The following is a 19175-nucleotide window of genomic DNA, read 5'->3' as shown; positions in this document are numbered from 1 at the left end:
CGCCGCGCGAGAGAAATTGCCAAGCTGGCGAAAACGGACGCGCTAGACGAAACTGATGCGCAGCTGCTTGCCGAGACCCTCGGCCACGCGCTTGAGCGTTTCGAGCGTGGGGTTGGCGTTGCCGGACTCCAGCCGGGCGAACGCGCTCTGCTTCATGCCGCACCGCTGCGCGAGCTCGTGCGCATTGCCTGCAAAACGCACGCGATTCCCTCCCTGAGCCCCACGCGATGCGGCCCGAGAGGCGCACCTCGATTTCCGGAAATCGGATGGGGATTTCGTTACCGCGGGTTGAAGATGCTGGGGGCGTTTTGTGAAGCGTCCCGTTCTCGGGTACCCTTGATCGCAAGGGATGAGCCGCCGAAACGACCCACCGCCCCGCTCCGCACGCACCACGAACGCAGCAGCGGCGGCGTCCCGCCGAACGCAACGGCCCTCTGGGTCGAGATACGGGAGGTTACGCATGAAACGAGTCCTGGGCGTGTTCCTCGGGCTGATCGCCCTCATCATCGTAGGCATCGTGGGCGTGTTCGCCTTCTCGGGCACCGGATCGGGCCCCGCCAGCGACCTGGCGAACGACGCGAAGGCAGCCGCCGCGAACGCGGCCATCGACGCGACCGGCCTCAAGGACAAGGCCAGGAGCGCCCTCGAGGGCAGCAAAGCGAGCATCGCCGCGGCGACCGGCCTCAGCGAAAGCCAGGTCGATCAAGCCATCGAGCAGCTCGACATCGACGGATGGCAAGCCGCCTCGCTGCCCTCCACCGCCACGGCCACCGGCACCATCGACGGTAACGCCCTCGGCATCAACGGCACCGTCACCACCTACGACGATCCCGGCTACGTCTCCGTCGAGGTCTACGGCCAGACGGTCACGCTCGCCGTCCCCGAAAGCGCGCAGGCCTACCTCCCCTACCTCGCCTACGTGCAGTAGCGTCGGCAGCCAAGGCAAGCGGCGCGGGGGTAGAACGGCTCGCTGCGCGGCGCAAATTCCGTCTCGCGCACGTTTCCAGGGATCGATCTGCAGCAAAATCGAACTTTTGGCAGCGTTTGCACGTTTCGAACGCCGCGAGAAGACGCCCGATCGCCAAGCTGTCGGGAAAACGCCTGATCGCCCGACCGCCTCCGTGAGAAGCTCGTTTCCGTGCTGCCAAAAGCCCGATTTTGCCGCACATAGGGCCGCCGCTGTTGTCGCATGCGGCGGCCCCGGTCGGCGGAACGCCGTTCGGATGACGCGCAGGGGGATCCTTCGACTTCGCGCTGCGCTCGGGATGGCTGGGAAACGCGCTCGTGCAACCCTCCCTACGCGGCGCGGGCTTCCTTCAGCCTGCGCTGGTAGGCGCGGACGATCTGCGACAGCGTGAAGCACACGATGAAGTAGATGAGCGCCATGATGCCGAAGATGGCGAAGATCTGCGCGGTGGAGTTGTAGCTGTTCATGAGGATCATGCCGCGGCCCATGAGCTCCTGCAACGCCATGGCGCCCCACAGGTAGCTCGTGTCCTTGATGGTGGTCACGAACTGCGACAGCAGCGCGGGCACCATGTTGCGCAGCGCTTGCGGCAGGATGATCAGCACGTACGTCTGCACGGTGGAGAAGCCCTGCGAGCGCGCCGCCTCGTACTGGCCGTGCGGCACGCTGGCCAGGCCGCCGCGCACGATCTCCGCCACGCTCGCGCTCGTGAACAGGGTGAACGCCAGCACGGCCGCGCCGATAGGCGGCAGCTGCGCCACGAAGAACGTGAACATGATCCACAGCAACAGCGGCGTGTTCTTGAATATCTCGATGTACACGGTGGCTATGCCCCGCAGCACGCGGGCGTTCGACGTGCGCATGACCGAGATGACCGTGCCCAGCACCACCGAGCAGAGGATGGCCAAAGCGGATATGAGCAGCGTCATGCCGAGCCCCTGCAACAGGAAGCGCATGTTGACCCAGGTGAACAGCGCGGCGATATCGCTCATCAGCGATCCTTCCGCCCGTCGTCGGTCGTGGCCGCCTCTTCGCCCTCGGCCAGCTCGGCGCGCTCGACGTCCATGGAACGCTCGTCGGTCTCGGCGGCCTCCTCGGCGTCCTCGAGCGCCCGGTCCGCCTCCTCGTCGAGGCGCACGTCGTCGGGCTGCACGGTCTGGGGACCACCAGTCCGGTCGGCCCGCTCGCGCGCCTCGCGGCGTTCTTCGCGGCGCTCCTCGCGAAGCTCGCGACGGTCTTCCCGCGCCGTAGCGCTCTCGGCCTCGGCATCGAGATCGGCTTCGTCGCGAGGGCTGCGCACCTGCGCGATGCGCTCATCGGGCTGCTCCAGCTCGCCCGGCAGGTAGTCGTTATCCAAGAAAGCCTCCTCTCCCAGCTCCGCCTCATCGCGGACCTGGTCGCGCGCGGATCGCGCCCGCGCGCTTTCGTCGACGCGACGCTTCACGTCGCGCGTGATACGGTCGCTCGTCACGGTCTCGGCGCGGGAAGCCAGCGCCTCGTCGGCCTCGGGGCTGCGACGACTCGCCCGCTCGTCCCGCTCGCCTTCGGCGGCGGCGCTCGGCGCAACGGGCACCGCCGCGCCGGTTTCGCGCGCGCCTTCCACGCCGCGCCGCGCGGCCACGCGGCGCTCGAGGCGCCGATGCGCCTTCAAACGCCCGGACTTCGTGCGCATGGCGCGCGCCGCCCGCTCGTCGTCGCCGTACTCGTCGGCGATCTCCTGGGCGATCTCGCGCCCGATCTCGTCGGCGATCTCGGCCGCCTGGTTGCCGGTGAACGTCTGATCGTACGGGTCCTCCGGCGCCACGCCCGGCTCCAGCGCGTCCTCGGCAAGCGCGTGCAGCGGATGGCGCGGCGAGGGCGCCACGCGCGCCGGGGCGATGTCCACGGTGCCGTACATGGTCTGCACGCCGCCCGCCATCGTGTCGGCCGCCGCGCGCCCGGTGATGTCGTGCGTGCCCGGCGTGACTTCCATCGTATCCTCGGCCAACGCCTCGGTGGCGTCGCCGGTGGCCAGATGCCTATGCGAGCGCGTGCGATGCTCCAGGTACAGAGCCAGACGCGACAGCGGGAAGCAGATGGCGAAGTACAGCAGCGCCGCCACCACGTACACCGGCCCGTAGTAGCTCGTCGCGCCCGCGAACGAGTTCGAGAAGTACATGAGCTCGCCGCCCGCGATGAGCGCGAGCACCGACGTGTTCTTCACCAGATTGGCCGCCTGCACGGCAAGCGGCGGCATGATGATGCGGATGGCCTGGGGCAGGATGATCACGAACATCGACTGCCAGTACGAGAAGCCCTGGCTCTTCGCCGCCTCGAACTGCCCGCGGTGGATGGAACCGATACCGCTGCGCACCACCTCGGAGATGTAGCCGCCGTGGTAGATGCCGATGGCCAGGACCCCGATCCAGAACGCGGCCAGCGACAGGCCCAGCAGCGGGAAGATGGCGTAGAACACGAACACCTGCAGAAGCAGCGGCACGTTCTGCACCACTTCCACGTATACGCGGGTGATGCCGCGCAGCACGGGGATGCGCGACACCGACAGCACGCCGAACACGATGCCCAGCGCCAGCGCGATGACCAGCGCGAGCACCGAGATGCCGACGGTGGTGCCGAACGCCATGAGGATGTCGGGCCAGCGCTCGAACAGCGCCTCCCATTTGTAGGGGGCGAAGATGTCAAGCATGCGCCCCGCCTCCCTCTTCCTCGCCGGCGGGCGTCTCGGTCGAGAGCCCCCACCGCTCTTGCAGCGCCGTCAGCGTGCCGTCGTCGGCCATAGCGCCGATGGCGGCGTCAACCTGGTCGGCCAGCTCGGTGTTCGATTTCTTCGTGGCCACGCCGTACTCCTGGGGCGCGAACTGCGCGTCCAGCAGCATGGTGGAGTCGTCCACGTAGCCGTTCAGGATGGAGCGGTCCACCGAGAACGCGTCCACGCGGCCGGTGACCAGCGCGATCTTGATCTCGGGATACGTCGAGTACTCGGCGAAGTTCATGTGGATGCCGATCTCGTCGCCGGCGGCGGTCAGCTTGTCGCGCGTCGTGGCCGACAGCGCCACGCCCACGGTCTTTCCGTCGAGATCCGCCAGATCGGTTATGCCCGACGACTTCTTCACCAGCACGCCGATGTGATCGGTGTAGTACGGGCGCGAGAAGTTGTAGCTCTTCTTGCGCGCCTCGGTGATGGTGAACGTGGCCAGCGTGGCATCGAGCGTGCCGTTGTCCAGCATCGCGCCGCGCGTGGTGACGTTCACGCCGGTCACCTTGAGCGCGTCGGGGCTGCCCTTGATGCGCTTCGCCAGCTCGCGCGCGATGTCCACTTCCATACCCTCGATGTTGCCCGTCTCGGGATTCTGGAAGCCGAAGCCGGGCACGTCGATCTTCGTGCCCACGCGCAGCACGTCTGCGCCGCCGGCGCAACCGGCGAGGCCGCCCGTCGCCCCGCCCAGCACGAGCGTCGCCGCAACCAGCGCCGAGGAGCGTATGAACGTTCTTCTCGTGATCATGGCCGAGCCTACAGGATCTTCGACAGGAAGCTCTTGACGCGAGCGTTGTCAGTCTCATCGAACAGGTAATGGGGCGTGCCCTGGTCTACCACCAGGCCGTTCTCCATGAATACGACCTTGTCGGCCGCCTCGCGCGCCAGACCCATCTCGTGAGTGACCATGACGATGGTCATGTTCGTCTCGGCCAGCGACTTGATGACGTCGAGCACCTCCTGCACCATCTCGGGATCGAGCGCGCTCGTGGGCTCGTCCAGCAGCATGATCTTGGGGTGCATGTTGAGGGCGCGGGCGATGGCCACGCGCTGCTGCTGCCCGCCGGAGAGCTGGTCGGGGTACTTGTCCACCTTGTCGGAAAGCCCCACGCGCTCCAGATAGGCGTGCCCGTCGCGCTCGGCCTGCTCGCGCGGCACCTTCAGCACCTTGATGGGTGCCAGCGTCACGTTCTCGAGCACGGTCTTGTGCGGGTAGAGGTTGTAGCTTTGGAACACCATGGCCACGTCGCGAGCCAGCGCACGGGCGTTCACCTTGCGGCCCGACAGGTTCATGCCTTCGACCACCACCGTGCCCGAATCGGGCACCTCAAGACCGTTGATGCAACGGATGAGCACGCTTTTGCCCGAGCCGGACGGCCCGATGACGACGACTTTCTCTCCCTCGGCCACATCGAGCGAAACGCCTTTAAGCGCCTCGACCGCGCCGAAGTTCTTGCGAATGTCCGTAACCGTGATCGCTTGAGCCACGCTTGACGCCTCCCGTAAAGGTTCCAGGCCGCGATCTTCGAGGGGCGCCGCGGTCGACTGACAGTGACAACATGCATCGTTCAGTCTAGCATGCGCCCCATCATCCCAGATGGCAGGAAGGTTACGGGAGCTTGACGATAGCGGAATCGGTCGCGTTCCATACGAAACCGGTCCGCGCCTCCTATCGAATCGCGGGAGCCTCCTCGTCCTGCCCGACCGCCGCCGGGCTCTGCGGCGCATTCGCGTGGTCGCCGAAGAAACGATACTCGGACGTGCGGTAATAGAAAAGGGTGAACGCCATGACGGACACGGCGGCAACAGTGGTGAGCACGCCGCCCTCGATGCCGAAACCGCCCCCGTTGAGCAGGTTTCCAACCGGGTAGGCGCTCACCAGGAACGCGGGAACATCCAAGCCGCTCACCGGCATGCCGTACACGACCGACTGGAACAGGTTCCAAGCGATATGGAACCCTATGCACATCCATACATTGCCCGACTTGTAGTACATGAGGGAAAGGGCGATCCCAAGCAATACGATGTTGACGACCGAGAGCAAGGTGACGTTCGGATTGGTGAGATGGATCAACCCGAAGATCAGCGACGGCACGACGATCACCAGGAACCTGCTGTTCGTCCTCCGCAAAACCGACATGATGAACCCGCGATTCATGACCTCTTCGGCGATGCCCACCGCAACGAACACGAGCGCCCAGGCGAAAAGCGAGAGAGAAAACGGCGAATTGACCCCCTCGACTACCACGTTGCCGGTGGCGAGCAGCAGCAGGAAGATGGCGCTGCACGCCGCGAAACCCAGCGCCATCCCGACAACGCCGTCTTTCTTGAACCGGGCGCGAAAATCACGGAGGCCGAGGTCTTCCCAGCGATACCTCATGATCCTCCACGCAGCCAAGGGGACGGCCAGCATGATGCCCTCCGTCAAGAACTGCAGGGCAACGGGCAACACCGATGCGCTCATCCAATCGACGAGCGCATCGTATGACGCAACATCGAGGCTGGCGGCATCAAGAATCATGCGCAAAGCATCGATGAGCAGGGCGGAGAACGCATAGCCGAGAGCGTAGAACGCGGCCATGCACAGCGCGATGATCCATCCGGATCGCACCATGCCATGCTTGTTCTTGAAAATCATCTTCATGACCAACCTTCTTTCTTCGATAGCGCGCGAGCGACGCCGGCCTAGCGCGCGAACATGAGGCGCTCGCTGTCGAACATGCGCTGCAGCGCAAGCACGCCGACGCCGGCGTACGCGAGGTTGGCGATCACGCAGACTGCCACGTTGAGGGGCTGGAAATCGAACGAGAAGATGCCGATCATGCACTGCACCGAGTTGTACAGCGGAACGAGGTAGTACGCAACCTCGGCCTTCGCGTCGCCGAACATGCCGAGGACGCCCACGAGCATCACCACGATCATGAGCGGCGTCAGGAACATGGTGGCCTCCTTGACCGATTTCGCCAGCGTGGACACCACGGTGATCAGCGCGACGATGACGAGCGTCGTCGACAGGATGACCAGCGCCAGCAACACGTATTCGACCGAGCCGTACACGTTGATGTCGACCGAGCCCTGCATGATGCCGGGCAGCCCCGCGAAGATGCCGATGGCGCTGGACGCCGCGATGAGCAGGCCGATGACGGTGATGGCCAGCACCTTGCCCAGCGCGATATCGCGCCTCTTGATGGGCGTGGCCAGGAGCGTGGCCATGGTGCCGCGCTCCTTCTCGCCCGCCACCGACTCGGCCGCGATGGACATGACGCTGCTGAACACGAGGATGAGCAGCAGAAGCGGCACGATGGACACCACGAGCATGCCCGCGACGTCGCGCTCCTCGGCCACGTCGTAGCCGGCTCCACCCGCGTTGACGTCGAAGCGGTTCGACAGCGACGACTCGTAGGAGTCCAGCATCGCGGCGAAGGTCGAGCGTGCTTGGCTGGAATCGGGGTCGGTGGAGTTGAAGTAGATCTCCACCTGCGGCGCCGGCACGCCCGATGAGGGGTCGTACGCCGCCACGGCTTCGTCGAAGCCCTCCGGAAACACCGCGAACGCCTTGACGTCGCCTTGCTCGATGCGTTCGCGCATCTCATCGGCGCCGGGCAGCGAAGGCTCGTCCCGCATGTCGACGATCGAATCCGCCGCAAGCGCTTTCACGCTTTCGGGCGCGTTCACCACAGCCACCGCCGGAGGCTTGCTCATATCGGGCTTGAACATACCGCCCATCGCATCGCCCATGAACGTCCACATGAGGAAGATGAGCAGGCCCGGCAGCACGATGGACACGAGCGCCGAGGCCTTGTTGCTGAAGAAGCGCGCCAGTTCCTTGCGGGCGATGGTCCACGCGTTGCCTTTCACGATGCCTCCTTCGCGCTCGCCGCGTACAGGTCGAAGAACGCGTCTTCCAACGAGCGCTCCCCCGCCACCTCCGACAGCGTTCCCGAGGCCGCCATGCGCCCGTCGATGACAACGCCCACGCGGTCGCACACCTTCTCCACCAGGCTGAAGATGTGGGTGGACAAGAGCACCGTCCTACCGTCGGCCGCCAGTTCCAGCAAGAAGTCGGTCACCGTCTTGGCCGTGAGCACGTCCAGGCCGTTCGTCGGCTCGTCGAAGATGATGACGCGCGGATCGTGCACGAGCGAGATGGCCAGCGACGCCTTCTGCTTCATGCCGGTGGACAGGTCGGCCACCTTCGTCTGCGCGAAGCGGTCGATGCCGAAGCGCGCGAACAGCTGGCGCTTGCGCTCGTCGCGCACGGGCGCGTCGACATGGCGCAGCTCGGAGAAGAAGTCGAACAGGTAGTCGGGCGAGAAGACGTCTTCCAGCTTGAGCTCGCTCGTGAGGAAGCCGATGAGGCTGCGGACGCTCGCGGGATCGTCCACGACGGACACGCCCTCGATCAGCGCGTCGCCCTCGTCAGGCTTCACGAGCGCGGCCAACATGCGCAGCGTCGTGGTCTTGCCGGCGCCGTTCGGGCCGAGCAGCCCGTATATCTCGCCCGGCGCCACGTCGAACGACAAGCCGTCCACCGCGGTCTTTACGCGCGCGTCGGTGCGTTCGAGCTTACGTTGCTTGGCCGAGAGCTTGAAAGACTTCCGCAGGCCTCGTACGGATATGGCATATTCCATCGGCTCACCTCTTTGAGTCGGATAGGGAACGGTTCCGCATGAGTATAACAGCGAGGGGGGGGGGCAAGCGTTTTTCCGCCCGCACCCCCGATCGAGCGCTCTACGCGGTCGCCGTCGCCGGCTCGTCGGCGTTATCGGGCGCGCCGGCTGCCGCCTTCTCGCCAGCCTCTTCGGCCTCCTCGCGCTCGAGCACCTTCTGCATGGCGGCGATGGCACACTCGATCTGGCCGTCGTCGGGCTCGTTCGTGGTGAGGTACTGCATCTGCATGCCGGGCCATAACACCACCTTCACCAGCGGGTTGTCGGGGTTGCTGCCCGCCCACTTCACCGTGATCTCGTAGGAGATGCCGGCGATGACGGGCATCAGCAGGATGCGCACGAGGATGACCAGCGCCAGCTTCGGCGCGCCGTCCGGCACGCCCCACAGCTCGATGAGCCCGTTGATGGGCGTCACCGTGTACACGAAGATGGCGATGACCATGACCATGATGAGGAACGCCGTGCCGCAGCGCACGTGCAGGCGCGGGAAGCTGCGCGCGTTCTCGGGCGTGAGCGGCAGGCCGTGCTCGTAGCAGTGGATGGTCTTGTGCTCCGCGCCGTGATAGCCGAACATGCGCTTGATCTCCTGCATGCGCCCGATCAGCCACAGATAGAACACGAACACGCCCACGCGAAGCAAGCCGTCCACGATGTTCCACAGCACGGTGTTCTGGTCGTACTCGCCCACGATGAGGTTCGTGATGAACGCCGGCGCCACGATAAACAGTACCACGCCCAGCACGAGGCCCAGCACCATCGACACGGCCATCTCTTTCTTGCCGAACTCCACCTCCTCGTCCATGAAGGACTTCTTGGCGGGTTCGGGCTGAGACTGGGACTCGGGAGAGGATTCCGGCTCGGAAACCACCTCGAGGGAACGCTGCGCCCCCAACGCATCGATCATCGTATCCGGCCGCCCGAAATCCTCCTTCCAGGAGAAAGCCCTCTCCTCCTCGGCTTCTGCAGCGAGAACGGGTTCGAGGCGCGCATCGTCGCCGCCGTCAGCGTCGGCGTCGGCAGAAGATTCGATGCCATCGCCGAGGGGGCGGGAGGGGTCTGAGGCGAGTTCCGCATGAGCCGAACAGTCCAGCGGACTGTTCGTGCGAGCAGGACTGTCCGAGCTGCAGACCCCTCCCGCCTCCTCGGCCGCCGCAGGTTCGTCTTCCCCCTCTTCCGCGAACGCATGCAGCGCCGCGATCTCGAGCGCCTTGTAGCCCAGCACGAGCGACTCCAGCATGGCCCGGCATCCGCGCACGAGCGGCCAGTACATCCAACCGTTCTTCTTGCGCCCCGAGGCCAGGTCATGCTCTTCCACGTAGATGCCGCCGTCGGGCTCCCGCACGGCCACCGACCAGTTGTACTTGCCGCGCATCATGATGCCCTCGATGAGCGCCTGGCCGCCTACGTGCGTCTTCAGCGCACCGTCCTCGGAGAACGCCCGCGACAGGTCGCTCTTCTGCTCGGCCATGCTAGGCCCTTTTCACGCGCGGGTACGGGTTCCCGCAGGTCATCTTGCCTTCGGGACAGTTGCCGCGGATGCAGGGCGCGCCCGCGTCCATGAAGACAAACGGCGCCGTGGGCTTCACCAGCTCCAGCATGCGGTGCGCCATCTCGCGGATCTCCCACTGCGCGCGGTTGCAGCAGCGCAAGCTGAAGAAATGCAGCAGCTCGCGCACGTTCATCGTGATGACGATCTTCGTCTCAGCCGCGTTCGGCAGCAGGTAGCGCGCGTCCTCGGCGGGAACGCCCGCGGCCAGCAGCTTCTCGTACGCCTCGATGGCGGCCGCGATAGCCTCGTCGAACACCGCGTTCGTCTCCTCGTTCGCGGCAACGCTTTCAGGCTTCACCGTGGCCAGGCCGTCGGTGAACTTCACGTAGCGCTGGCTCTGCTGGTTGAAGCTGGCGATGCGGTGGCGCACCAGCTGGTGCGTAAGGGCACGCGAGACGCCGTCCACCGCGAACGTGTAGCTGGCGTGCTCGAGCGTGGACGTATGGCCCGCGCTCATGATGGTGGACAGCACGCTTTTCACGCGCTCCTCCGGCATGGTCTCCATCAGCTCGGCCGCGCCGACGGGCGCGTAGCACAGGCGCGCCGCCGTGGCGATCGCGCGCTCGGGGTCGGGCGTGTGGTACAGCAGTTCGACTTGCATAAGATGAATGCTCCTCGTTTCGGGATAAATTCGGCGGATCGCGCGCACAGAGGCGTTTCATTTCGCTAGTATAGTACCTAAAAGCCCGCAACCATCAAAGCGAGAGGCGCGCCATGCCCGAAAACAACACGTCCGAGTCCTCTGTCAACCCGCTGACCGCCCGCGATTGGAACGAGGAGTGGAAGCGGCTCCAGCAGGCACGACGCCGCTTCGACGACGCGAGCTACTGGGACAAGCGGTCGGCCACGTTCACCTCGAAGGACGCGCCGAACCCTTACGTCGAGCGGTTCCTCGAGCTGGCCGGCATCCGCGAGGGCGAGACGGTGTTCGACATGGGCTGCGGCACAGGCGCGCTGTCGGTGCCGCTGGGCAAACGGGGCCACAAGGTGGTGGCCGCCGATTTCTCGCAGGGCATGCTCGGCCAACTGCGGGAAGCGCTCGACCGCGAGGGCGTGCGCACGGTGTTCCCCAAGCAGATGAGCTGGGCCGACGATTGGCCCAGCCTCGGCGTGCGCCCGGGCATGGTAGATGTGGCGCTCGCCTCGCGCTCCGTCGCGACCGCCGATCTGCGCGATTCGCTGCTGCGCCTCACCGACGTGGCGCGCCGCCGCGTATGCGTCACGCTGGCCACCGGCTCGTCGCCGCGCACCGACGAGCGCATCCTCAACGCCATGGGCCTTTCCAGCGTGCTCGGCCGCGACTACCTCTATGCGTTCAACATCCTGGCGAACGAGGGACTGCGCCCCGAGGTTTCCTACATCGACAGCGAGCGCACCGACACGTTCGACTCGCTCGACGATGCCTACGACGTGTTCGCCCGCATGGCGGACGACGCCGTGGGCGAAACCGTCGGAGCCGAAGAGCGCGCCGAGGCGCTCGGTCGCCTGCGCAGCTGGCTGGAAGAGAACCTCGTGCCGAACGAGCGCGCCGGGCAGCCCGACAAGAAGGGGCTTCCGGAGAAGTCCCTGCGCCTACGCGAGCCCCGAACGGTCACCTGGGCGTTCATCGCTTGGAACAAGTAGAGCGCGTCCCGAACGGCCGATCGCCGTTCGGGACGCGCTCCGACACAGAAAGGTGGCATAGAAAGAGGCGGTCCCCTTTATACCGCCCTTTTATGCTGTTCGCGCGCCTTACAGCTCGATGCGCTCGAACATGTCGGGACCCACGCTGCACACGGGGCAGGTGAAGTCATCGGGCAGCTCGTCGCCGTATTCGATGTGGCCGCACACCTTGCAGCGCCAGGCGTACTTGGGCTTCGGAGCCTCCGCATCGCCCTCGCCGGCCGCTGCCGCGGCTGCCGGCGCCGCATCGGGCGCGTCGGGCAGGTAGCTCGATGCCTTCGGCGGCGTCTTGCCGCCCTTGACCAGGTGGTAGTAGGCGTACGTCATCGGATCGCCCGCACACAGCTTCTCGGCTTCCTCCACCTCGCCGATGTAGAGGATGTGCGTGCCCAGGTTCACCGCCTGCACAACGCGCACCGAGAAGCGCGCCACGCACTGCTCGGCCACGAACGGCACGCCCGCCGCGTCGACGCCCGTCTCGCAAGAGGCGAACTTGTCCAGGTCGGTGCTGCAATGGAAGCCGAACGTGCCGATGAGCTCCATCGTGGCGTCCTGCGCCAGGCACGAAACGGTGAAGCGGCCGGAGTCGAGAATGACGTCCGTGGTGGCGTTCTCCTTGTTCAGCGCCACGCTTACTTGCAACGGCGACGACGTGACCTGCTGGAACGTGTTAGCGACGCAGGCGGCGCGACGTTCGCCGTCCGTCGCGCCGACGATGTAGAGCCCGTAGCTCAAGCTGAAGAACGCGGTCTGATCGATCATGCGGACACCTTTCCCTCTTCTCGTTTTCTTCCATTTTAATGATAATCATTCTCATTAAGGAAAGCAAGGGTCGAATTGGCCGCATGGTCGAACGCACCGGACGCACAGTAGCCGAACGCCAACAAGCGAGCGGCGCATTGTCGCCCGAAAACACGGAATCGCAGGACGAAGCGTGTTTTTCGGACGACAACGAGCACGGATCTCAGCCGGAAAGGCCGAACGAAGCCCGCACGAGACCGCGCGCGTCGTCGCCCGGCGAAAGCATGAGCGACCCATCCCAGACGCCGGCGAAGCGCTCCTCCGCCCTCGAGCACAGCCAATCACGCACCACAACGAGCGCATGGGGGAACCGCGCCGAGGGCCCGCGCTCCAGAAGCGCCACCGCAGAAACGAGCCCGCCGTCGCGCATGAGTTCGAGCCGCCCCAGCTCGTCGACCACGAGCAAACCGCCCTCCGCACCGACGGTAACGGAGCCCTCAGCGTCGAGTTCGTCCGCCGGAACGACGATGCGCGAACCTCCCGTACTTGGATCGGCCGGGGTCTCGCCCGCCTCCGCTCCAGATGTTTCACGTGAAACATATGTTTGCGCGAACGAATGTTTCACGTGAAACATTCCCGCCGCCGGATCGACGGGGAGGGGCGCGTAGCCCCCGGAGCCCGCTTCTCCCGGCAAAGCCGGCGCTCCCGCGGGAACCGCAGCCAGCTCGGCCGCGATGCGATCGAAGTGCGCGTTCACCCGCGCGATAGCCTCGTCCGCGATCTCCCAGGCCAGCTGGGCGGAGGCGCTCTGGCTTGTCGGATCGAACGATCCCTCGGCCAGCGCCAGGTCTCGCCGCCGCGCGAACGGCACGCGCTCGCCGCCGGGCAGCAGCACGTTGTCGATGCCGAGCTTCTCGAAGCGACCCTCGCCAGCCAGCCCCCGTTCGCCCGGAACCTCGTGCGGCTCCCGCACGCGCCACACGCCAGGTGCCAGCACGCCCGCAACCTGCACGCCGTCACCCGACAGCTCGGCGGCAAGGCGCTCAAGCCAGCGCGTCTTGCCGATCTGCACGTCGCCCGTCAACAAGAACAGCATCGCAGCGCCAGCCCCTTCCCGGTTGTTTATTCTTGAACGTATATTATACTCTACCGCATATTGAAGAATGGCGGCGCGACGGAACACGCCGCCTCGAGGAGAGAAGGCTGCCATGAAACGCTCCGAGAACGAAGCCGTCCGCCGCCCCGACACGCGCGACGACGCAACGCCGTGGAAGCTCTACAACCGCCTGATCGAGGGCATTCCGGAAGATATCGCCGTACGCGATTATTGTCTGGGAATGCACTGGTCCTACGTCGAGGCCGATTGCGGCATGGGCGTGAGCTTCACCTGCAAAGGCGGAGCCCGGCGCGCGTGCAAGCAGGATCTGCGCGGCACGGGGCTGCGCGAGATGGCGGAGCTGGCGAAGTCGTGGTGCTTCGAGGAAGCCACGCTGGGAGTGGCGGCGCTCAACGCCTACTACGCGCGCAAGGAGCTGCTCGACCCGTTGGGAGCAACCTACGACGAACCCATCGAACTGCCCGACGGCACCGTCCGCAAGATGGACGCTTTCGAGCTGTACCGCCCGCGTATCGAAGCGTCCGAGCGCAAGAACGTCACGGTGGTCGGGCACTTCCCGCACGTCGACCGCATCGCCGAGTACGCGAACCTCACCGTGCTCGAACGCAACTGCTCGCAGGAACTCGACACGCCCGACCCCGCGTGCGAGTACGTGCTGCCCGATACCGACTTCGCTTTCATAACCGGCGTCACCATCATCAACAAGACCGCGCCGCGCCTGCTCGAGCTCGCGCGCAATGCGACCACCGTGCTTGTAGGCCCGAGCGTGGTCATGTCGTCGGTCCTGTTCGAGCAGGGAGCCGACGCGCTCGCCGGCAGCGTGGTGGCCGATCCGGAGAAGACCCGTTTCGCAATCAAGAACGGTGCCGGCCAGTTCTTCGGCGAGGCTTTGCAGATGACCATGATCGAACGCGACCGAGCCTAGCCCCTCCTACCCCCGCTCGCAAACCGTACAGATGTTTCACGTGAAACATCTGTACGAGAGCGTTACCGCCCGCGTCGACGCGCGCCCGCATTCTCCGGTCGACCCGCCGTGCGACCCACCGGAACCGGCATGCGCCCCGCCCGCGCGCCAGGCTATCGCCCGCCCCTCGCAAGCTTCAAGCGCCCTTCCCGCCTCGCGCCGCGACTCGCCAAGCGCCCCTTCCCTCCTCATACCGTCTTTATATTATGCTCAATTGATAATAATTGCGTTTTAGTATATATTGATTTAAATATTATTCTCATTTACGAATGTTAAAGGACGAGGGCAATAGAAGCTGTTGAAGACATGCTGGAGGATGGGGAAGGTGCTTCCGGCGCTATGAGCGCCGGAAGCACCGAGGGGCCGGCCCCTCGGCCGCGCGACGATAAGGCGGCGGCTCAATGCGCTTCCCGCCGAAGCGCGCGGCATGGCACGCTCATCCTAGTCGCGCTCGGCGCGCTCGTCCTGGCGAGCACGCTGGCCTCGCTCATGCTGGGCCGCTACCCCATCACCCCGATCGAGGCTGTCGGCATGCTGGCCAACCTGGCGCTCCCCATCGACCCGTTCTGGACCTCCCAGCAAGAGACGCTGTTCTTCCAGGTGCGTCTGCCGCGCATCGCGCTCGCGCTCATGGTGGGCTGCAGCCTGGCTACTGCCGGCGCCGCCTACCAGGGCACGTTCCAGAACCCGCTCGTCTCCCCCGATATCCTCGGAGCTTCGCAGGGCGCGGCGTTCGGCGCCGCAGTGGCCATCCTGCTGGGACTCGGCTCGCTCGGCATCTCGCTGTTCGCGTTCGCCTGCTCCATCGCCGCCGTGCTGCTGGTGCTGGCCGTCGGCACGCGCGCCAAGGGCAACCATCTGCTCATCGTGGTGCTGGCCGGCGTCATGGTCAGCTCGCTGTTCCAGGCGGGCGTGTCGTTCACCAAGCTCATCGCCGACCCTACCGACCAGCTGGCCGCCATCACCTACTGGCTCATGGGCAGTCTGACCGGCGCCAAATGGAGCGACATGGCTTTCGCGCTGCCTCCCATCGCAATCGGTCTCGCGGCGCTGTTCGCCTTGCGCTGGCGCATCAACGTGCTCACCATGGGCGACGACGAAGCCTCCACCATGGGCGTGAACGCCCGTCGCGTGCGGCTCATCGTCATCTTGGCCGCCACCCTCGTCACCGCCGCCAGCGTGTCAATCTCGGGCATGATCGGCTGGGTAGGCCTCGTCATCCCCCACTTCGCGCGCATGATCGTCGGCTGCGACTACCGCAAGCTGCTGCCCGCCAGCATGCTCATGGGCGCCAGCTTCCTGCTCATCGTCGACGACGTGGCGCGCCTCGTGGCCAGCTCCGAGATACCCATCGGCATCCTGACCGCGTTCGTGGGAGCGCCGTTCTTCCTGTACCTCATCACGAGGAGGAAGCAGGGGCTATGAGCATCGATGTCGAACACCTCAGCTTCTCGTACGGCAGCCACCATGTGCTGCGCGACCTGAGCTTCCGCATCCCCGACAACACGCTGGTGAACGTGCTGGGGCCCAACGGCGTAGGCAAATCGACCCTGTTCCGATGCATCCTGTGCCTCAACAACGGCTGGACGGGCAGCATCCGCGTGAACGGGAAGGACCTGCGCTCGATCTCCATCCGCGAGCGCGCGAGCGAGGTCGCCTACATCCCTCAATCGCATTCGTCCACTTACGCCTACGACGTGCTCGACGTGGTGCTGATGAGCGCGGGCGGCGGGATAGGTTTGTTCTCCACGCCGAAGCGCATGCACGTCGACCGGGCGTGGGATGCGCTCGAGCGCGTGGGCATCGCCCATCTGGGTCATCGCTCCTACACGCAGATATCGGGCGGAGAGCGCCAGCTGGTCCTCATCGCGCGCGCCATCGCGCAGAACGCCCGCACCATCATCATGGACGAGCCTACGAGCGCGCTCGATTACGGCAACACCGTGCGCGTACTGTCCACCGTGCGCCAGCTCGCGCGCGAAGGCATGAGCATAGTCCAATCGACGCACCAGCCCGATCAGGCGTTTCTTTACGCCGACCAAACGCTCGTCATCAACGACGGACGCGTGCACGCCTTCGGAAGCCCCAAAGACGTCATTACCAAAGAGCTGGTCAGCACCATCTACGACGTGGACGTGGAGGTCAATTCCCTATACGGCGACAAGGTGCGCGTGTGCGTGCCCGTACGCGAGATAGAGCGATAAACGCAAGGCAACGAAGTCGAAGAAAGGAAGATTCTATGGGAGGGATTACCGCAAGGAGCATGCCCTGGGCGAAACGTCTGCTGGTCGTAGGCGCGCTATGTCTGGGACTGGCGTTCGCGCTGAACGGATGCTCGCAGGCTCCGTCGCAGAACGCACCCGAGAGCGCCGACGGCGCCGCGCAAACCGATCAGGCGACGCAGAACGAGACGCGCACGTTCACCGACTCGGCCGGACGCACGGTGGAAGTGCCCGCGAAGATCGACCGCATCGCGCCGGCGGGCCACACCGCCACGCAGGTCCTGCTTACGATGGCACCGGACAAGCTGGTGACGATCTCGACGGAGCTCACGGCCGACCAGGCGAAGTACCTGGGAGGCGACTACGCCAACCTGCCCGTGACAGGAGCCGCGTTCGGAGCGAAAGGCGACCTCAACAAGGAGGCCGTCGCCGCATCCGGTGCGCAGATCCTCATCGACACCGGCGAGATCAAAGACGGCATGAAAGAGGACCTCGACACGATGCAGCAGCAGCTGGGCATCCCCGTGGTGGTCATCGAGACGAAGATGGAGGACTACGGCGCAGCCTACGAGAAGCTCGGCGAGCTGTTGGGCATGGAGGATCGCGGCAAGGAGCTGTCCGACTACTGCAAGGCCGCCTACGACGAGACCGTATCCGTCATGAGCAAGATTCCCGAGGGCGACCGCGCGAAGGTGGCGTACCTGCTCGGCGACAAGGGGACGAACACCATCGCGAAGAACTCCTACCAGGGCCAGGTGATCGACCTCGTGGCCGACAACGTCGCTGACCTGGGCAAGGTGTCCGGCAGCAGCGCCGGCGTCGAGATCGGCATGGAACAGCTGGCTATCTGGGATCCTGCGGTCATCCTGTTCGGCCCGGACAGCATCTACGACACGGTGGGCTCCGATGCGGCCTTCGCCGACCTGTCCGCCGTCAAGAACGGCTCCTATTACAAGGTGCCCGGCACGCCGTGGAACTGGCTGAACAGCCCGCCGACGGTGAACCAGGTGCTGGGCATGCAGTGGCTGCCGCGCCTGCTGTACCCCGAGCAGTACGACAACGACCTGTACAAGACGGTCGCAGGCTACTTCAAGACGTTCTACGGCTACGACCTGAGCGAGTCCGAGTTCAACGAGATCGCCGCGAACGCGCAGCCCAAGGCATAGGGCACCGCATCGATCGCACGTCCACGGAAAGCCCGGCGCGCGCCGGGCTTTCCTGCTATGATCAACGAAAAACGGTACGAGGAGATGCATATGGGAGAGAAGATCATGGACGGTTTCCCGTCGCGCGAAGAGGCGCTGGCCGACTTCTTCGCAGCATGGGAGCCGGCGAGGAGCGTCGAGTACGTGGCGCTCGACGACGCGGTGGGACGCGTGCTCGCCTGCGACCTGGCGTCGACGAACACGCTGCCGGTGGTGCGCGCCTCGTCGTTCGACGGTATCGCGGTGAAGTCGGCAGCGTTCGCGAACGGCATGCCCGACACGAGCAGCTGGAAGCCCGGCGTGGATTACGTGCGCGCCGACACCGGAGACGACTTCCCCGACGCGTTCGACGCCGTGGTGATGATCGAGAAGGCGGTCGTTCGGGAGGACGGATCGGTAACGTTCGACGACGACGTGACCGTCGAGCCCGGTTCGGGCGTGCGGCCCGCCGGCTCCACGCTGCGCGCGGGCGAGCCGCTCATGAGCGCCGGCAGCATTATCCGACCCACCGACCTGGCCGCTCTCGCCATGGGCGGCGCCACGATGGTGCCCGTGCGCGTCAAACCGCGCGTGGCGTTCATTCCCACGGGCAGCGAGCTCGTACCCGCAGGCATCAAGCCCCGACGAGGTCAAAACGTGGACACGAACAGCCTCATGTGCAAGCACCTCCTCATCGAGTACGGTGCCGAACCCGTGGTGTTCCCCCTCGTGCACGACGATCCCGTCGAGCTCGAACGCGCCTTCGAGGCGGCGCTCGCCACCGCCGACGTCGTGGTGGTCAACGGGGGATCGGCCCTCGGCGAGGAGGATTTCAACGTGAAGCTGGTCGAACGCCGCGGGCAGGTGGTGCACCATTACATCGCCGCCGTGCCGGGACGGCCGCTCATGCTGGCCGTAGCCGACGGCAAACCGGTCGTCGATCTGCCCGGCCCCACCATGGCCGCCTACTTCGGCTCCGAATGGTGCCTGCAAGCGATCACGGCGCGCATCCTGGGAATTCCGCTGCGCCGCCGCCCCGTCGTGCAGGCGCGGGCGGATGCCGCGAAGACGAGCATCCCCAAGATGGCGAACATAGCCCGCGTACACGTGACGCGCGACGACGAGGGCTACGCGGCGCACTTCCTCGATTTCAAAGCCGGGGAGCTGGCCGCGTGCATGACGTCGAACGCCCAACGCGTCTCGCCCCTCGGCGAAGCGGGATGGGCCGAAGGCGACCTTTTGGACGTGGAGTTGCTGCGCGGCGAGGAGTTCGTCGATCAAGGCTAGGGCGCGCCTGAAGCGGCCCCACCGATGCCGTTGTCGCCCGAAAGCCGCGCTTCGAGG

General features: G+C 65.6%; 19 protein-coding genes. 7 read left to right on the top strand and 12 right to left on the bottom strand.

Annotated features, from left to right (window positions below; translation table 11 throughout):
- Positions 1–42: 42 nt before the first annotated feature.
- A complete protein-coding gene (locus GT590_RS14835; protein ID WP_021410371.1) occupies positions 43–201 on the bottom strand; it encodes a helix-turn-helix domain-containing protein in 159 nt (52 codons plus the stop codon).
- 259 nt (positions 202–460) lie between these two features.
- Here GT590_RS14835 and GT590_RS12630 point away from each other — a divergent pair, with 259 nt between their 5' ends.
- Positions 461–928 (top strand): hypothetical protein, encoded by a 468-nt coding sequence (locus GT590_RS12630; protein WP_086414712.1) that lies wholly within the window; start codon positions 461–463, stop codon positions 926–928.
- A gap of 368 nt (positions 929–1296) precedes the next feature.
- Here the strand turns inward: GT590_RS12630 and GT590_RS12625 are convergent, their stop codons facing one another.
- The 9 genes from GT590_RS12625 to thyX form a co-directional block, all read right to left on the bottom strand.
- Positions 1297–1959, bottom strand: coding sequence for an amino acid ABC transporter permease (locus GT590_RS12625; protein ID WP_009304731.1), 663 nt, complete (start codon positions 1957–1959; stop codon positions 1297–1299).
- Complete coding sequence (locus tag GT590_RS12620; protein ID WP_021410315.1) at positions 1959–3653, bottom strand: amino acid ABC transporter permease; 1695 nt, start codon at positions 3651–3653, stop codon at positions 1959–1961. The genes GT590_RS12625 and GT590_RS12620 overlap by 1 nt, the downstream gene beginning before the upstream one ends.
- The gene (locus GT590_RS12615) at positions 3646–4470 is read right to left on the bottom strand and encodes a transporter substrate-binding domain-containing protein (RefSeq protein ID WP_021410318.1); all 825 of its coding nucleotides are present in this window, start codon (positions 4468–4470) and stop codon (positions 3646–3648) included. The genes GT590_RS12620 and GT590_RS12615 overlap by 8 nt, the downstream gene beginning before the upstream one ends.
- Positions 4471–4478: 8 nt before the next feature.
- Positions 4479–5210 carry an amino acid ABC transporter ATP-binding protein gene (locus tag GT590_RS12610; protein WP_161171142.1) on the bottom strand — a complete coding sequence of 244 codons (732 nt, stop codon included), beginning with the start codon at positions 5208–5210 and terminating at the stop codon, positions 4479–4481.
- Positions 5211–5391: 181 nt separating this feature from the next.
- Positions 5392–6366, bottom strand: a complete 975-nt coding sequence (locus GT590_RS12605; protein ID WP_161171141.1) for a CPBP family intramembrane glutamic endopeptidase — start codon at positions 6364–6366, stop codon at positions 5392–5394.
- Between the two features lie 41 nt (positions 6367–6407).
- Entirely contained in the window at positions 6408–7580 is a 1173-nt protein-coding gene (locus tag GT590_RS12600; RefSeq protein WP_161171140.1) for an ABC transporter permease, read from the bottom strand.
- On the bottom strand, positions 7577–8353 hold the full coding sequence (locus GT590_RS12595) for an ABC transporter ATP-binding protein (protein WP_161171139.1): 777 nt from the start codon (positions 8351–8353) through the stop codon (positions 7577–7579). The genes GT590_RS12600 and GT590_RS12595 overlap by 4 nt, the downstream gene beginning before the upstream one ends.
- A 100-nt stretch (positions 8354–8453) precedes the next feature.
- The gene (locus tag GT590_RS12590; RefSeq protein WP_114516420.1) at positions 8454–9860 is read right to left on the bottom strand and encodes a DUF1385 domain-containing protein; all 1407 of its coding nucleotides are present in this window, start codon (positions 9858–9860) and stop codon (positions 8454–8456) included.
- Between the two features lies 1 nt (position 9861).
- Positions 9862–10542, bottom strand: a complete 681-nt coding sequence (thyX, locus tag GT590_RS12585) for an FAD-dependent thymidylate synthase (RefSeq protein WP_114516421.1) — start codon at positions 10540–10542, stop codon at positions 9862–9864.
- 113 nt (positions 10543–10655) lie between these two features.
- Here thyX and GT590_RS12580 point away from each other — a divergent pair, with 113 nt between their 5' ends.
- Entirely contained in the window at positions 10656–11564 is a 909-nt protein-coding gene (locus tag GT590_RS12580) for a class I SAM-dependent methyltransferase (RefSeq protein WP_114516422.1), read from the top strand.
- Between the two features lie 108 nt (positions 11565–11672).
- Here GT590_RS12580 and GT590_RS12575 read toward each other — a convergent pair whose 3' ends face one another.
- Both GT590_RS12575 and GT590_RS12570 read right to left on the bottom strand, forming a co-directional pair.
- Positions 11673–12365 carry a flavin reductase gene (locus tag GT590_RS12575; protein ID WP_086414713.1) on the bottom strand — a complete coding sequence of 231 codons (693 nt, stop codon included), beginning with the start codon at positions 12363–12365 and terminating at the stop codon, positions 11673–11675.
- A 202-nt stretch (positions 12366–12567) separates the two neighbouring features.
- On the bottom strand, positions 12568–13440 hold the full coding sequence (locus GT590_RS12570) for a hypothetical protein (RefSeq protein ID WP_114558122.1): 873 nt from the start codon (positions 13438–13440) through the stop codon (positions 12568–12570).
- A gap of 112 nt (positions 13441–13552) precedes the next feature.
- Here GT590_RS12570 and GT590_RS12565 point away from each other — a divergent pair, with 112 nt between their 5' ends.
- From GT590_RS12565 to GT590_RS12545, 5 genes are all read left to right on the top strand, one after another.
- The gene (locus tag GT590_RS12565) at positions 13553–14386 is read left to right on the top strand and encodes a DUF364 domain-containing protein (protein WP_114558121.1); all 834 of its coding nucleotides are present in this window, start codon (positions 13553–13555) and stop codon (positions 14384–14386) included.
- Positions 14387–14764: 378 nt separating this feature from the next.
- Positions 14765–15850, top strand: coding sequence for an iron ABC transporter permease (locus GT590_RS12560; protein WP_227791330.1), 1086 nt, complete (start codon positions 14765–14767; stop codon positions 15848–15850).
- Positions 15847–16629: an ABC transporter ATP-binding protein gene (locus GT590_RS12555; protein ID WP_009608858.1), complete on the top strand. Its 783-nt coding sequence runs from the start codon at positions 15847–15849 to the stop codon at positions 16627–16629. Before GT590_RS12560 ends, GT590_RS12555 begins: the two co-directional genes overlap by 4 nt.
- 35 nt (positions 16630–16664) lie before the next feature.
- Positions 16665–17813: an ABC transporter substrate-binding protein gene (locus GT590_RS12550; RefSeq protein ID WP_161171138.1), complete on the top strand. Its 1149-nt coding sequence runs from the start codon at positions 16665–16667 to the stop codon at positions 17811–17813.
- Between the two features lie 90 nt (positions 17814–17903).
- Positions 17904–19118, top strand: coding sequence for a molybdopterin molybdotransferase MoeA (locus GT590_RS12545; protein ID WP_021410513.1), 1215 nt, complete (start codon positions 17904–17906; stop codon positions 19116–19118).
- Positions 19119–19175 lie beyond the last annotated feature (57 nt).

This window comes from Eggerthella sp. BIOML-A1 (assembly GCF_009875595.1).
In the GTDB taxonomy this organism is placed as follows: Bacteria; Actinomycetota; Coriobacteriia; order Coriobacteriales; family Eggerthellaceae; genus Eggerthella; species Eggerthella lenta.
This window is presented reverse-complemented; position numbering and strand designations above follow the sequence as displayed.